Below are 15679 nucleotides of genomic sequence, written 5' to 3'. Positions count from 1 at the left end.
TGTTATGCACCCACAGATTAAACCGCGAGCAAAACACAGCTTAAAGCTAACTACTTGAATTTTATCGGCTAATGGCTCATCTACATAATAAGTAAAAACCGATTATAAATAAACTTACCCCAGTGGCAAATGGAATAAAAGGATTGTTTTAAATTTGTGCGTTTTTCTTGATCGCGGACATAAAAAAGGGCGCCACTAAGGCGCCCTAAACACACACTAACTCTCAGGGAAAGGTTAGACGTTTACGGTTAGAAATTTGCACGTAATTGAACACCGAAATAACGGTCTGCATCACGCGGAATTTGATAACGGAAGTTATCGCCACTGTAAGTAGTGACAAAGCTCTTATCAGTTAAGTTTTTACCGATTAAGCTGATGCGATATGCATCGTCGTCAAACGAGAACGCCAAGCTTGCGTTTAAGATGCCGTAATCTGGCAACAGGTCTACTGCTGTGGCGGTGCCACCTGGGGCACCTGCGTACATTTCGTCGGTGTATACATATGAGCTGTTGAGGATAACGTTCATGTTATCAAGCTCCCATAAGTATTCGCCTGTCACTGAGTACTTAAGGTCAGGTGAGAAAGGTAAGTCAGCACCAGAGCGACCAGTACAATTTGCATCAGTCACTGGGCATTTGAACTCATCAACTTCAGCATCAACTTTAGACAAGCCGCCGGTTAGCGTGAAGTCGTCTGTTACCTGCCACATCAAATCAAACTCGATACCTTGAGTAATCACCGAGCCCGCGTTTGTTAAACGGGTAATGGTGACACCATCAAGTAATTCAGAGTTATTCGCTTGGAAACCATCGATGTTAGTTCTGAAAATAGCCGCGTTGAAAATTAAATCGTTGCTTGCGTATTTATAACCTAGCTCGAAAGCATCAGATGTTTCTTTATCAATGGGCAGTGCATCAGCATCGGCCATGTTGTAGAACACGTTAAACGCTGGGCCTTTATAACCTTGCGAGAAAGTGAAATATGCCATACTGCTGTCAGTTAAGTCGTACTGCACACCAATTTTACCTGATACATTCGTTTCGTCAGTTTCACCTTGATAGTTGGTTTCAAAGCTACGTACGCCCACACCTGTGCGCTTGTATTCATCGTTACTGCGACGGTCGTGTGAGTAACTCACCTCATCATCTGTATAACGAATACCGAACAATAAACGTAAGTCGTCATTAATGTGATATTTACCGTCAGCGAACAATGCCCAGTTATCGAATTGGGTGCGCATAAAGGCAGTAGCACTGACGATGTCGTTAGCATTGCAGCTTAAATTTTCATCGGCGATAAATTGATTAATCTGTGCTTCAGAAGGATCAGCTACGCCAAGGCTTTCGGTCAGGTATGTGCCAATAGCCGCTGGGAATTGACCACCGTTATTTTGACAGCTGGCGTCACGGGTAAAGTTACGCTCAGATTTTTGTGTCCACCAGAATGCACCTAATTGATAGTCAAAATCACCGCCAATAGGAGAGGCTATACGAAACTCTTGAGAGGTTTGTTTCCAGTTTTGTACACCCGTATCGTGAAGCTGAAATCCAACGCCACCGTCCGGCACGCTACCAAAGTTAACAGGCAAAGGAATAGAGCCCGTGGTTGAGGTGAAATCACCTTCGCGAAACTCGGTGTTATCCCAGCTACGGTGAGCTGTGATTGAAGTAAATTCGTGATCGCCAATCATTTTATCTACTTGCACTGAGAAACCAGTGGTTTCATCTATGGTGCGAGTTTCAAAGTCATGGTCAATTTTACGTTGCTCTAAATCGAGGTCGCCATTGCCTGTGCTGTCAGGGGCCGCGTCAGAGGAAACATAACGGTTGCTTGGTGCAAGTTCTAAATCTGCACAGCAATTGTCATTCGATTTTACGTTTTCAAAAATGAACAGGATGTCGGTATCGTTAGCGGCGGTAATGTCTAACATACCGCGGATACCTTCCTTGTCGTAGCCGTTGGTTGTTTCGTTGTTATACACATTGTCGATGTAGCCGTCGAACTGTGATTTAAGTACCGTCAAACTACCGTTAACGTTATCGCTCAATGCACCTGTTACACTGGTTTTCAAACGGTATTCGTTGTCCTGAAATAAAGTCACTTCGGCCGTGCCGCCAAATTCATCAGATGGGCGCTTGGTGGTAATGTTAACCACACCAGCTGACGCATTTTTTCCAAATAAAGTGCCTTGAGGGCCGCGTAGTACTTCGATACGTTGTAAGTCATATAAATCAACGAATGCCTGCCCAGAACGGCCTAGTACCACACCATCAACCACGGTAGATACACTTGGCTCTGCCGCCACACTGAATGAAATAGTACCGATACCACGTACTGTGATTGCTGAGTTACGGTTGGTGTTACCTTTACGAAAGCTAACTGAAGGCACCAAAGCTTGTAAGCCTTCAATGTTTGCAGAGAACGCCGAGTTAATTTGATCTTCACGTAACACTGATACAGCAACAGGCACTTCGTTGAGGTTTTCTACGCGTTTTTGCGACGTAACAGTGATCTTTTCCATTAGGCCTTTATCTTCTGCCGGCACAGCTTCTTGTGCGTTGGCGGCGAAGCCGATTGTCATGCACGTACCGATAGCGAGTGCGCGCGTGATACCTGAGTGTAGTGTGCTAGGTCTTAGTAACATGGTGTTCTCCACGATATTGTTTTAGGGGCAAGTCCAATGTTCATTTGCAGCGTGTCCAGGTTGCAGAATGTCAGTGTGTTGGTAGTTGGCTTACCGTTCTTCATTTAATATTTCATTTCATCAACAGCATGAAATGCTCATTGTGCTGACGCATAGGGCATCTTGTGTCAAACATTAGATGTCTTATATAAGACAAAAGATAGGCAAAATTTAACCATAAAGTTAACTAATTGCAATCTTTTTGTTAAATCTATTTTGTTGATTGAGGGGCTTTGAAGAATAAGCTTGTAGCCCAATAAAAATGGGCTTTATAAGTGTTATTAGAAAGGTTTTTACGTCTTACTTATAGTGGCTATAAATACAATTGATACATTTTCGTAACAGGTTAGCTAGCGTTTGTAGCACATTGCGCCACTGAGGTTTCCAGCAACGTGAGCCAATCATCGCCGTAATTATCTTTAAACCACTGACGCATATTTTTTGAAGCATCTTTGAAAGCTTGTTTTTCGTTTGGAGACGGGCGATAAACCGTACCACCTGCTTTTTCAAACAACGTGTATGAGTTGGCTTCTTGATTAAATACCAAATCATTTGCTGCTTTTTGCTGGCGTACAAAACCTTGTTCAATAATGCCTTGAATATCTTTAGGTAATGATTGCCAAACGGGCTCAGAGAACCACCATAGCGCCGCCATATACGAATGCCCATCCAGCACTATGTATTTTAAATGCTCTTCTAATTTAGCCCCAATAATATCTTGAATACCGTTTTTACTGCCCTCTACCACGCCTGTTGCCAGTGCAGTGTAGAGCTCAGCCCATGAAACCGGCGTCGGGTTTGCGCTCAATTGCCGTACAAGCTCTTGCTGTATTTTAGCCGGCGTAGTGCGTATTTTTTGTCCGATTAAATCTCTTGGATGATGAATGGCTTTGCTGGTGGTAGCGAAATTACGCCAGCCGCCAGTGTTGGTCACACCCATTAGGCGAATTTGCAGGTTTCGGTCTAAAACGGTGCTGCGCATTTTGCTTAAAATAGGCCCGTCGAGCACGCACTGGGCTTGCTTGTCGTTATCAAAAACATAGGGTAAATCGAGTACTTGAGCAGGCGCGAAAAAATTTCCTGTGCCGCCTGCCGTGGTAGGAAACATTTCAAGCACGCCCTTTTGTAAGTTACCAATACACTCAGGCACGCCGCCACAAAACTGGCCCGAGGAATAAAGCTGAACTTGTACTCGGCCTTCACTTGCTTGTTCTACGTATTCTTTAAACGCCAGTAAACCCACATAATCTTCATCTTGAGTCGATGCTTGAATAGACGCCTTGATGATAAATTCAGCGCGATCAGAATTGGCGTTAATAATACCCACCATACTGGCCACCGCAATGACGGCATAAACAGTAAGAAGCACAATGCGTTTTGTATTCATATCAAGCAAACCCAAACAGACGAGGTAAGGTCATAGTGACCGCAGGGAAATAGGTAATAATAAAAATCACCAAGGCTTCAACTGCTAAAAATGGCAGCATTTCGTAGGCAATATTTTCGGTTTTTTCGCCGGATACGGACGCAGCCACAAATAGCACCAAGCCCATAGGGGGGGTTGCTAAGCCAACCGTTAAGTTCACGCACATGATTACCGCAAAATGCAGAGGGTCGATGCCTAGCGAGATAAAAATAGGCGCTAGCACAGGGCCTAGGATCAAAATTGCAGGGCCTGCATCTAAAAACATTCCGATGGCGAATAAGAATAAGTTAATGATCAGCAGCAACAACAAGACGTTGTCGGTTATGCCGACGATTTGTTCGGCTAACATATCAGCCATACCGGACACGGTAATGATCCAAGCGAAGGTTACCGCCGAGCCGACCAGTAATAAAATTGTTCCTGATTGCACGGCTGCGTTAACGAGTATGTGCGGCAGCTTGTGGAATTTAAGGGTGTTGGTCACAAATAAGGTAACGATCAGTGCATAACCCGCTGCTGCTGCGGCCGCTTCTGTTGGGGTGAATACACCTAATACGATCCCGCCAAGTAAAATAACGGGGGTGAGTAAGGGTAAAAAAGACGATTTAAGGGCACTGCCACGCTCGTACCAAGTCGCTTTTTGATTTGCTACTGGGTAGTTACGTTTTTTGGAAATTCGGCTGGTGACTATCATCAAACCAGCACAAATTAATAGGCCCGGGGTAATGCCTGCTAAGAACATGCCCGCCACAGATACGTTCATGATAAATGCGTACAAGATCATGATCCCTGAGGGGGGAATAATCGGGCCGATAACAGAAGAAGCGGCCGTTACTGCAGCGGCAAAGCGTCTGCTGTAGCCGTTTTCTTCCATAGCGGGGATAAGCATTTTACCTAACGCAGAGGTGTCGGCGACCGCTGAGCCTGATAGCCCCGCGAAAAGCACTGACGATAAAATATTCACTTGTGCTAAGCCGCCTCTGTAATGCCCTATTAAGGTTTGGCTAAAGCGCACAATAGACTGGGTGATCCCGCCTTGATTCATCAGCTCACCAGCTAAGATGAAAAACGGTACCGCCATCAAAGGGAACGAATTCATCCCTGAGTACAAACGGGTTAACAACGCTGAGAAAAAAACCTCGTTACCGTCAAGCATTAAACTGACGCCAGGACCAATTAACAAGGCAAATACCACTGGCGTGCCAGCAGTGAGCAATAGAATGAAAACCCAAAAATAACTGATAGACATATTATTCTACTTCCATGGGGGGAATCGTTTGCGCAGTGAGATAAGCACGAGCAAAGAGTTGTTTGATCAGGTTTTCGATACCCACTAAAAACAGGGCCGCAAACATTAACGGTGCGCAGGCATAAAAGTAAGCAAGCTTGACGGGCATGGACGAGGCATATATTTCAAAACCACCTTGGAAAAATGCCACGCTTTGTTTGAAAAACACTGCGCTTATCATAATCACTAAGAGGGTGATTATAATTTCTGACATTCTGCGTAAGCCTTTGGGAAGGGCGTCGGCAAACATCTCGATAGACACGTTTAAATTTTCACGATAAGCCCAAGGGGCAACTAAACACGTGACCCATACCATCAAGTATTTCGCGAGCTCTTCGGTCCATGCTAGGGAATCGTTTAACACATAACGGTAGAACACTTGAGCTAAAATCATCAGCAACATAGCGCTTAACAGCACGCCCGCAATATTTTTGCCAAGGGTGCTGATGGCATAATTGACCTTACCTAGCGGGCGATTAATGGCTAAAAACCCGCGACTGACAGTATTTTGCATGAGGTGTTCTCCGACTGCGCTTAAGGGCTATTTGGGCCAGTAATGGCTAATTTGCGGTTGCTTATCAGTCAACTCGTCCGTGTGTTCAACATCTGGCCCAAGTGGTATGCGCTTGCCCTTAGGTACGAACACGGCCATTTCTTGAGCGCCAAGGGTTAGGTTATAAACCTTGCCACCTTGGTAGGTTTGTTCACTTGGGAAGCGTTGCCATTCACCTTCGGGTAAGTAGAACTCTACTTCTCCGCCGGGTTTTAAGCAGGGAGCCACTAACATGTCATCACCGAACATAAACTGCGATTCAAGCGCTGCCGCAACACGATCTTTGGGAAAGGCCAATGGCATCGCGCGCATCAAGGGTACACTTGTACTGCTTGCTTGTTGCATGGCGTTGTAAATATACGGTAGTAAGCGATAACGTAGCACCAATGCTTGGTTTACTGCATCTTCTGCTTCAGGGCCATAGCTCCAAGGTTCACGCTGACCTATGCCGTGTAAACGCATATGAGCGCTGAATACGGCGGCTTGTGACCAACGAATAAAGAGCTCTTGATCTCGGGTGTCTTTGAAGAACCCGCCAATATCAGTGGCAAAGAAAGGCGCGCCTGACATCCCCCACGATAAAGCACCCCGGATACTGGCGCTTAGCCCGCCCCAATCGGCTTGTGGGTCGCCGCCCCATTGACTAGGGAAGCGCTGTGAGCCGGTCCATGCTGAACGGCTGAACAAGAAAGGGCCGTTTTTAGAATACTTCTCTGCGGCTTCGTACACGCACTTGTTGTATAGAAAGCTGTAAACGTTGTGCAAGCGGTTGCCTGAATCACCGCTGTGAGCAAGCATGTTGTCATCTTCGACCTGTTCACCGAAGTCGGCTTTTATCATATCAATGCCTAAATCAAACAAGGGCTTGTGTGATTCCATCCAAAACTGATATGCATCGGGGTGGGTGAAATCCACAATGCCGGACTCAGGTAGTGGCGTCAGCACTTCTGCAAACGCGCTCATGTCCCACTTGTATTGATACGCTTCGCCGGTGCGCTTGTCTTTTAATAACCAGCCTTTTTTGGCCATTTCGGCGAAAAGCGGATGCTGAATAGAAACCAATGGATATTCCCATATGCAGACTTTAAAATTGTCTGCTTTGAGCTTATTGATCACCGCCGCGGGGTCGTCAAAGCGTTTGGGATCCCATTCAAAGGCAAAGCGGGTATCTGTGTCTTGCCATGCACGTCCGTCAAGGGTGATAACGTCGCACGGCATTTTGTGGTCGCGTACGTCTTTTGCCGTAGCCAATAATTCAGGCACATCTTTGTAATACGCTTTCGACAAAATAACCCCTAAGCTCCATACCGGAGGGGTTGGCGCTTTGCCGGTTAAATCTGTGTAGGTGTTGATAATGGCGTTACCATCCTCACCGTGCATCAAGAACATATCTAAGCATTCATCTTCCACCAATACCCCGTAAGCACGTTGTGACCAAGTGGCATAACCCACAGCGTGTGTTACCGGGGCAGGGGTATGCACAAACACGCCCCAACCGCTGGGGCTCCAACAAAATGGCGTGTTTTTGTAGGAAATTTCTGCATTTACGCCTAGCGCATCGTGGTTGTAAGAGCGCACCAGTTGACCGCGCTTATTAAGGCTACCCCACTTTTCGCCTAAGCCGTATACGGCTTCGTCGGTGTCGAGCTCTAGGCTTATTAACCAGCCTTTATCCACTTTGGCTAGAGGTGGTAAACGGTAGCGACGCACAAAGTGACCATCGGTCGCAGTTTGCTGAATTGTTTTACTGTTTTGTGATAACTCAAACGTGAAGGGTGTGTGGTTGATCACCAACTTACTGTCGCCAGCAATCAGGGTTGTTTGCTGCTCATTTGAAACGATATCTGCCGCTATTACCTCCGGCGTGGATACGAGTAGACCATAGTCAGGCTGGTTTTTCGTGCCAATTTGTACACGCACACCAAACGTATGAAATGCGATGTGTAACTCACCTTGCGACGTCGGAATTAGTACACTGGCATCACTTTGCAAGCTCGCGGCGCCGGTCACTTCAGCTTGCTTTATATCGTTCCAATTCGGGGCAGTAACATCAAACACAGACGTAGTTATAGACATGAATTTTTCTCACTCGTGATAATGGCACAATGGGGAAGCGCAAATGCTAGCACTGAGGCGATGCAAGCAACCCTTACAATCTTATATAAGATATAAGTTATAGTAGTGTTAAATTCTTGTCAATCTTTGTTGGGTTTTAGTTGCATGCTGGGTTTTCCGTTATCCGAGTCTGCATATTAAGTGATTGAAACGATGCTTAAAACTAGTAGATATAGCGGGATTAATGCACTTCGCAAAAATGCACCGAATTGATCCTTAACAAAGTTTAATGTAAACCAAACGATAATATCTTGTATAAGACATACACTTAATATTACTCTTATATTTTGTTTCAACAAATTTGCCGTATATGAACGAAAATCGCTTTGACAACAAACTTAGCCGACCTGGTTTAGCTTTCCAACCTCTGTACAAACAGGTGGAAGAGCAAGTGACCCAACTTATTGTTGAGCAGCGCTGGAAGCCAGGTGAAATGCTACCCAACGAATTTCAGCTGGCCAGCGAGTTTGGCGTCAGCCAGGGCACGGTGCGTAAAGCGCTGAATAGCCTAACGAGCGCTAAAATTCTTACCCGCAGGCAAGGCATTGGTACGTTTGTTTCTGAGCATACGGGGCATCACGGACTTTATCGTTTTTACCCGCTGATTGCGGATGGTAAAAACCCGGAATTGCCTAAGGCTGAGCTATTGTCTATTTCAACGCAAACGGCCAATAAGAAAGTTGCTGCGGCCCTAGCACTCAATCCGAAAGACAAAGTGATTGTACTGATCAGGCGCCGTACTTTAGATAACGAGTTTTGTATTGCTGAGACCATTTTTTTGCCCCATAAATGGTTCAAAGCATTGCTTGATGAAAAAGAAGTGCCTCATACGCTGTACCACTTTTATCAAACCAACTTTAACCTGACCGTGCATACCATTCGTGACAGTATCAAAGCGGATCTCGCCACGCAAAATGACGTTGATACACTAGACATAAAACTTGGTGAGCCGTTGCTTGAAGTAACACGCATCGCTCAGTCGCTAAACGACAAACCGATGGAATACCGCATCAGTCGTTGCCGCAGTGACAAATACCATTATCTGGTGGAATTAAAATAATAACCTGCCTCATTGCTACTGACGTGACGCTGGAAAATAGCGGGTAAGGTTTACCCGCACGTGTTTTTAATTCAGCCTCTACTCCTCACAGATTGAAAGTCTAACTGCTATCTAAAACGGCACGATATACGCAGTTGAACTGTTGAATTCGAATTGGTTTATCTTACCGCATTGAGCGAAATGATTGCTCGAAGGATAAGGTGTACCGATTTGCTGCACGTCGCCTTCAAAGCCTTGTCCGTTTTTTACATAGGCCTTGAGTTCGAACCAGCCGTTTACGGTTTTACTGCAATCCATTTGTACATCCAGCATCCAGTAATGCTCCCCCCACGCATTGAGTACTTCTTGTCCAAACCCGTCGTTGACCACTGTTTTGTGTGGGCCATAGCTGTCGGGCCAAAGGTTTGTCGTCCAGTCCATTGCGGTGCCTTGTGCGGCTGCATTTTGCGCGCTTTCAGCACCATACCAATCTAGGTATTGTTCACTTTGTTTCCACACCGCCGTGGTTGTGTTGCGCAGATTATTGTGGGTGATTGGAATTGCACATTGATAGTTTTCTGCCGTGCAGGCCTTGCCTAATTGGCTGCTGGCATAGGCATGGTCTATACCGCCGCGCACGAACATATCCTGACCATTTTGCGTCTGCGCTTTAATGAATATGACCGTTCTTTGGCTATTTTGAGTAGGGGCAGAGTCTGTGATTTTTGCATTGTGATGAATCGCTATTGCATCAAAAGGAACCACGCTAAGGTTTATGGTTCCGTCGTTTTGTACGGTTACAACCTCCCCGGAACAGCTTTGAGCATCACTGGCAAGTTGACCTTTCAGTACATTGCAGTATTGTCCTGGTGGCATTGAAGTAGGTACGCTTGCGCTAAGTTGATAGCTCTCTTTGTTTATGGCTACAAAGCCTGAGCTGCTGCGGCCGAAGGCGATTTGATTAGCACCATTATCCCACCAGTCGGACAGTGAGAAATCGTCATGGGTATTATTTCGAAAATCTACCGCACCAGCAATGTAACTCCAGCGATGTTCGCACTTCCAGTTTTGCCCAAAGCATTCAAGATTACCGTTATTGTGTACGCGCATATTGGGCGCACCTGCATCGGTATCAGAATGAAAGTCAAAGCTGGACATGACCTTTGGATATCCATAGGGATAGGCAAGCATAAACACATTTGCGAGATCGTATAACCTGCCATCTTCAAACGTAATAACGTTGCCACCGCCGCCGTGACCCCGCTGATTATCATGGTTGTCAACAAAGACCACTGCTTGGTAGCTAGGCATGAACCCCCAGTCTTCTCCAAAATTACTTAGCCACGCTAATTTACCATTTCGAAAGGTGTTACCTATTTCAACGCTGTACTTAAACTCGGTGACTAAGCCATTACTGGTATACTCACTGGCTGATACAGCTTCTCCGCCTTGATCGATGACCTCTTGAAATATCAAGGGATTGCCCGCGACTTTGGATAATATACTGGATATATCGGCACTAGGCATATGCTTCGCGGCATCTAATCTAAACCCTTTAACGCCTATGTTGGTCAAGTCACTTAAGTAGGCGGCGATGGTGTCTTGAACGTAAGGCGCGTCCGTGTCTAAATCAGCTAGGCCAACCAATTCACAATTTTGTACCTGTCCTCGGTCACTGTAGTTATTGATTGTGCAGGTTGTATGGAAGTCTTGGGGGGAAAATATAGGGTACTGCTTGGCGCCAAAACTGCTGCCAGCAGTTCCATTTCCTGAGCCTGCCGCCATATGGTTAATGACCGCGTCTACGTAAATATCTACGCCTGCTGAATCACAGCGTTGCACCATGTCAATGAACTGCGCGCGGTTTCCCCCTCTGCTTTGCAACACGTAGCTAACGGGTTGATAACGAGCCCACCACTGCTGTGCGATGATGTGCTCGTTTGGTGGCGATACTTGAACCGCGGCATAGCCTTTGGGGCCTAAAAAGGTTTCGCATTCGGTGGCTATGTCATGCCAATTCCACTCAAATAAGTGGACAAAAGTTGTGGGGGCTGCACTGCTTTGAGTGCTAAAACTAACTGCCAGCGCACAAGCAATGGTTTTTAAAGATGTCTTCATTAGCGTATCCCTTAGGTTGATCGTTTTGTCATTTGCTAAGGCATACGTGACGATATGTAACTGCTCTTAGCCTTGGCTGTGAAACCTTAAGGTAAGAGCAAAAAAATTACCAAATGAATGCGTATGTAAATGAAGCGTTGTGTTTTTGTTGCCCTACTGTTTACCTTTCATGTCTTCGCATGTGTGGTGAGTTGACAATATCCGCTTCTTCAAACTGTATTTGTTGATCAAACAACAATTGGCTGATACTTGTTGGTTTTCCTTCATCGTCAAGTTCTACCAAGCCAATGCCTGAGCCGTTGACCAAACGTTCACCCGCAGACGCGTGCGAAGGCTTTAACGGGGTGACGCGCATGTTACGTCGTTTGGTAAATACATTTAACGGTGAATAGGGAGCGTATAACCAACGATTTAGCCTATCTAGCCAGTTGAGTAAACTCTCAGGAAAGGTATTGCGTAAGCCACTACTGGTGATTTGCCATATATCAGGGCTGTTGCGTCTTCGCTTTAACTTCACGTGGTAGGCGTAGGAGTAATGCACATCGCCGGATAAAATGACAAAGTTCTGCGGTGTTTTTCGGTGGGTGAATAGATTCAATAAATAATTTGCACTGCCGGGGTGAGCCATCCAGTTCTCGGCATCCACCATCAGTGGTTTTCCAATACGGGTAAATACCCTTTGAATAGCTTCGATGAGTTTCACCCCAAATATAGGCGCTGGCGACACTAGCACCACAGCGGGCTCATTCATCAAAGCTTGTTGCAATTCAGTGAGTGACTCCCAATCCATCAAACCAGATGGTTTATTGGCGTTCGATTCTGACCACCAGCGCTGGGTGCGGGTATCAAGCACCAATAATTTGGGCGAGGTGGGCCATTGGTAATGCCATTGTTCAAACGCTAACAATGTGGTGATAGTTTCATCGTGTTCTGGGCAGCCTAAGTCCTGGAAACTCAATTGCACCTTTTGCAGTAATTCATTACTGAAGTTTTGCGGTGCGTTACCCCATCCTTGGCACAGTAAATAGGCTATTAATGAATTACCTATTATTCGTCGAGAGAACACATTGCCGTAGGCCGCTTTTTCCCAGTCTGCGGTTAAATTCCAGTCGTCGGTTACATCGTGGTCATCGAACATCATGGGGCAGGGCAGGTGTGCCATGACGCGTCTTGCTTGTGAGAGGCCTGACACAAATTGTTCTATCAAGTCTAACTCGCTTTGATATTCTTCAACGCTTTGATCGCCTATTGCGCTTTGAACACCAGTAGAGCTTGGTATATCAGTATTAGCAATTGCCCAGCACTCAGGAGACCAGCACAGCAAATACATGGTGATGACCTCTGCAAACGACACCAAATGATTATTCGCGTGCACTGTGGTGAAGACCGGCTTTTCAGCGGACTTAAAAAGCGGGATCTTTAATTTTTGGCTTTGATTATCATTTGGCAAAATCTGTATGCGTTGATTGTATAAGGCCTGCTCAGTGTGCAAATCGTGGCTGTTGTTAACGGTTGAATCAGAAAAGATTTCGTTAACTATGCCCAGAGAGGGGATAACACTGTGAATGGCCGCTAACATGGGGGTTGCCACATCGTCAGCGTATATCTGGTCCCCTGTCATCATTATTAGACTCGGCCACCGCTGCGGGGAATCCTGCAGAGTACTAAGCAGGGTATCGGCAATCACTAAGCCATCAGGGCTGTCATGATGAGGCTTGCGGCAAGAGCCATGCAGAATTTTTCGCAGTTTATGGTGCACCACAAAACCGGGAGTGGGGCGCTGTGGGTAACAAATATCACTGAGCAACTCGGTGAGCTTTACGTTGACTTTGTCTTGAGTCGTAAAGTCTAACTGATAGCCAATCCAACAGTCTTCGGGTAATGGGGTGTCGAGTGTCAGGTGCAATAAATGTATATAAAGATGTTCACCGACCTTAATACTTCTGTGCTGGGGGATTTCGCTGTCATTGGTTTGCTCAAGCGGGTAGGTTTGCGCAGTTTGACCTTCAGGTGTAAGCGATAAATTGATATCGATGGGTTGGTTGGTGACTAACCATAACGTCACTTGCTCGCACGTGAGTTTCTTTAGAATAGGCCCCGCGAGTACTTTTAACGCTGATTGCTGCAAATCGACTTCCTAATCCTGAATATCTAACGGTATAAACGGCTACTTTAACAATGTTCACTTGGATTGATCTACTGAGCCGTTAATTTTAATCCTTAAACAGATACATTTTGTCAGTGAAATAGGGTAATAACAGGCTTCACCCGTCGCTTTTAGCCATTGGCATCGTTAATAACGTTAGCGTAGAGATGCGTGTTATAAAACGAGCCCTGCTTGTACACCGCCTTTTTTAGGTAACCCTCAGCAGTAAAGCCACATTTTTTTAGCACCTGGCAAGAGGCCAAATTGCCTTCAAATACACTGGCGTGTAAGCGTACTATTTCACTGTTGTTTTTCACTTCATCAATCAGTAAAGAAAGCGCTTTTGAGGCGTAGCCCTTGCCCCAAAACTGCTCAGCCAGCCAGTAACCGACTTCAGCTGAATACGTATATTCAAACTGGCCTGGCTCAGCACCCACACAGCCAACAAACTCACCGTCCACTTCAATAGCGCGAATAATGCCATTTTTACTGCCATGCTCAATCCACCAAATGGCGTCATCTTCTGTGTAGGGATAAGGAATGCGACTCGACAAAAAACGCGTCACGTTAGTCGTGTTTAAGCAGCGAATGAGGTGTGTCTTATCTTGTTGGGTAAAATGTCGTATTAGCAGCATATTCTCATTAAATTACCAATCGATACCTTTCGTGCCTATAAAAATTTTTTCGTTTTAGCCTGAATTGTTTCTGGCAACTGAGATGAAATGAGTAAACTAGCCTGTTGTGCTGAGAGTTTTTTTACCCAATAATAGCTTTGACCTTGTCTTGCATACTGTTCGCCAATTTTTGTTATTCGTCAATAAGATACACGAAGATGTTAAGACAAATATGATAATTTAAAAGGAAATTTATGAGATATCTGAGTATGAAGGTGTTGTTAGGCGCTTGTCTTGCGATGTTGGCAAAAGAAAGCCCAGCCGCAGAACTATTACAGTTTTATCCTGCTTGTGATTATGGGGTTGTAGATACAATTAAAGTAAGTGGACGATTACGATTCTCGACAGGAAGCACTAATGCTGAATCGCTGGCAAAAACCAGATCGGAAGTCATTCAAGATATTCTAGACATTGCTAAAAAGCGGGGAGTTGATGGCGTCATCTTAACGAAAAAATCGGTTGTGTTAGATAGCTTGGCCTCGGAATCCCGCGTCGTACGCAACCGAGTCACATTCACTGCGCAACTTGTTAATAATTGCGCTACGGGGGCTGCCTTGTCATCAAAAGCAACGCCCTATGATGCAAGTGGTTTAAGGAAATTCGCCTTAAGTATTGAGTCAAAAATACGTGCTAAAAAACAACATACTATTACCTATCAAATAAACACTGACAAATTACCGCTGCCGCCCATTGAATCGTTCTCAATCGACTTTGAGCAGGGGGTATTTGGATTGCGATTACAAAGTACCTATGACGAAGCTGTGGCTTTATTTGGTAGCCCTGCGGGCGTATATGCCCTAGATAATGACTTATTGCTTGTTTCCTATGGGCGTGATCTTTGGCTTACATTCTTCAATGACAAGCTGGTAAGTGTCACCAATCGAAATGTTTGGTTTAGCAATGAGCTTCTTAGTATGCTTGATTTTGATGCTCGATTTGAAAAGCAAGAGTGGCGTATTCTTAATAAGGTGTCATATGACATGCCTATGCTTGACGTTGAGAAAGCCATCAATACCCAGCAAGATTCGACACACACTGCAGTGCTTAAACATGCATCTCAAACCATTTCAATAGAGGGTATCGCTAAATCAGTAGAGCGAAATCGACAACCTGACTATGTAGCGAGTTTTTATTCTGTATCGCATCGCGATTTTGAGCCAAGTAGACTTGATGTCGCCCACAATACCCACATCGCGGATAGCTTAAGCCGATATATTAATGGGGATCTTGAGTTAGTTGATGTCGATACGTTGAAATCCTTAGCGATAGGAGAAGTCGCAAGTGATAAAGATACAAATTTGCTTATTATGGATAACCACTTGGTCGTGGAGGTGACAGGTAGCACAGTGAATAGAGTGTATTTATTGGATTCGGTCTTTCGGCAAGATAAACTGACGATTAATAGCTCGTGGCAATTTGGGGCTTTTAAGCAGGGTCAGTCGATGGCTGCAGTGAAGAAGCTATTAGGGGATGATCTCTTTAGTTTTGACGACATGATTGAGGTGAGTGACGATAGATTTAATCAAGAGTTCTTTTTTGTTGACTACGAAGATGAGCTGCAACTGAGCTCAAGTGAAGTGACTTTTTATTGAAGAAAATCGGCTACATAAAACTTGTTACATGAGTCCTAAGCGCC

The 15679-nt window shown here is 45.3% G+C and carries 10 protein-coding genes; 2 read left to right on the top strand and 8 right to left on the bottom strand.

Features of this window, described 5'->3' with window-relative positions; all coding sequences use genetic code 11:
* Window positions 1-248 precede the first annotated feature (248 nt).
* The 5 genes from AC0VYA_RS14475 to AC0VYA_RS14455 all read right to left on the bottom strand — a co-directional run bounded on the left by AC0VYA_RS14475 (window position 249) and on the right by AC0VYA_RS14455 (window position 8027).
* Entirely contained in the window at window positions 249-2645 is a 2397-nt protein-coding gene (locus tag AC0VYA_RS14475; protein ID WP_475488758.1) for a TonB-dependent receptor, read from the bottom strand.
* Window positions 2646-3030: 385 nt separating this feature from the next.
* Complete coding sequence (locus AC0VYA_RS14470; RefSeq protein ID WP_475488757.1) at window positions 3031-4071, bottom strand: TRAP transporter substrate-binding protein; 1041 nt, start codon at window positions 4069-4071, stop codon at window positions 3031-3033.
* Between the two features lies 1 nt (window position 4072).
* Window positions 4073-5359, bottom strand: a complete 1287-nt coding sequence (locus AC0VYA_RS14465; protein ID WP_475488756.1) for a TRAP transporter large permease — start codon at window positions 5357-5359, stop codon at window positions 4073-4075.
* A gap of 1 nt (window position 5360) precedes the next feature.
* Window positions 5361-5912, bottom strand: coding sequence for a TRAP transporter small permease (locus AC0VYA_RS14460; protein ID WP_475488755.1), 552 nt, complete (start codon window positions 5910-5912; stop codon window positions 5361-5363).
* Window positions 5913-5939: 27 nt separating this feature from the next.
* Window positions 5940-8027: a glycoside hydrolase family 31 protein gene (locus AC0VYA_RS14455; RefSeq protein WP_475488754.1), complete on the bottom strand. Its 2088-nt coding sequence runs from the start codon at window positions 8025-8027 to the stop codon at window positions 5940-5942.
* 349 nt (window positions 8028-8376) lie between these two features.
* On the opposite strand from AC0VYA_RS14455, the gene AC0VYA_RS14450 reads away from it, so the two are divergent.
* Window positions 8377-9126, top strand: a complete 750-nt coding sequence (locus tag AC0VYA_RS14450; protein ID WP_475488753.1) for a GntR family transcriptional regulator — start codon at window positions 8377-8379, stop codon at window positions 9124-9126.
* A 111-nt stretch (window positions 9127-9237) separates the two neighbouring features.
* Here AC0VYA_RS14450 and AC0VYA_RS14445 read toward each other — a convergent pair whose 3' ends face one another.
* From AC0VYA_RS14445 to AC0VYA_RS14435, 3 genes are all read right to left on the bottom strand, one after another.
* Window positions 9238-11223: an alpha-amylase gene (locus AC0VYA_RS14445; RefSeq protein WP_475488752.1), complete on the bottom strand. Its 1986-nt coding sequence runs from the start codon at window positions 11221-11223 to the stop codon at window positions 9238-9240.
* Between the two features lie 160 nt (window positions 11224-11383).
* Entirely contained in the window at window positions 11384-13351 is a 1968-nt protein-coding gene (locus AC0VYA_RS14440; RefSeq protein WP_475488751.1) for an alkaline phosphatase D family protein, read from the bottom strand.
* A 149-nt stretch (window positions 13352-13500) separates the two neighbouring features.
* Window positions 13501-14004: a GNAT family N-acetyltransferase gene (locus AC0VYA_RS14435; protein WP_475488750.1), complete on the bottom strand. Its 504-nt coding sequence runs from the start codon at window positions 14002-14004 to the stop codon at window positions 13501-13503.
* Window positions 14005-14237: 233 nt separating this feature from the next.
* Between AC0VYA_RS14435 and AC0VYA_RS14430 the strand changes: the two genes are divergently transcribed.
* On the top strand, window positions 14238-15635 hold the full coding sequence (locus AC0VYA_RS14430) for a hypothetical protein (protein ID WP_475488749.1): 1398 nt from the start codon (window positions 14238-14240) through the stop codon (window positions 15633-15635).
* Window positions 15636-15679 lie beyond the last annotated feature (44 nt).

It is taken from the genome of Paraglaciecola sp. QJM3NY_14 (genome assembly GCF_056173245.1).
This window is presented reverse-complemented; position numbering and strand designations above follow the sequence as displayed.

What these genes read in the sequence shown, in the direction of transcription:
- AC0VYA_RS14465 (WP_475488756.1), bottom strand. Translation starts at nt 5,359, where the DNA reads ATGTCTATCAGTTATTTTTGGGTTTTCATTCTATTGCTCACTGCTGGC.
- AC0VYA_RS14445 (WP_475488752.1), bottom strand. Translation starts at nt 11,223, where the DNA reads ATGAAGACATCTTTAAAAACCATTGCTTGTGCGCTGGCAGTTAGTTTT.
- AC0VYA_RS14435 (WP_475488750.1), bottom strand. Translation starts at nt 14,004, where the DNA reads ATGCTGCTAATACGACATTTTACCCAACAAGATAAGACACACCTCATT.
- AC0VYA_RS14455 (WP_475488754.1), bottom strand. Translation starts at nt 8,027, where the DNA reads ATGTCTATAACTACGTCTGTGTTTGATGTTACTGCCCCGAATTGGAAC.
- AC0VYA_RS14470 (WP_475488757.1), bottom strand. Translation starts at nt 4,071, where the DNA reads ATGAATACAAAACGCATTGTGCTTCTTACTGTTTATGCCGTCATTGCG.
- AC0VYA_RS14460 (WP_475488755.1), bottom strand. Translation starts at nt 5,912, where the DNA reads ATGCAAAATACTGTCAGTCGCGGGTTTTTAGCCATTAATCGCCCGCTA.
- AC0VYA_RS14430 (WP_475488749.1), top strand. Translation starts at nt 14,238, where the DNA reads ATGAGATATCTGAGTATGAAGGTGTTGTTAGGCGCTTGTCTTGCGATG.
- AC0VYA_RS14475 (WP_475488758.1), bottom strand. Translation starts at nt 2,645, where the DNA reads ATGTTACTAAGACCTAGCACACTACACTCAGGTATCACGCGCGCACTC.
- AC0VYA_RS14450 (WP_475488753.1), top strand. Translation starts at nt 8,377, where the DNA reads ATGAACGAAAATCGCTTTGACAACAAACTTAGCCGACCTGGTTTAGCT.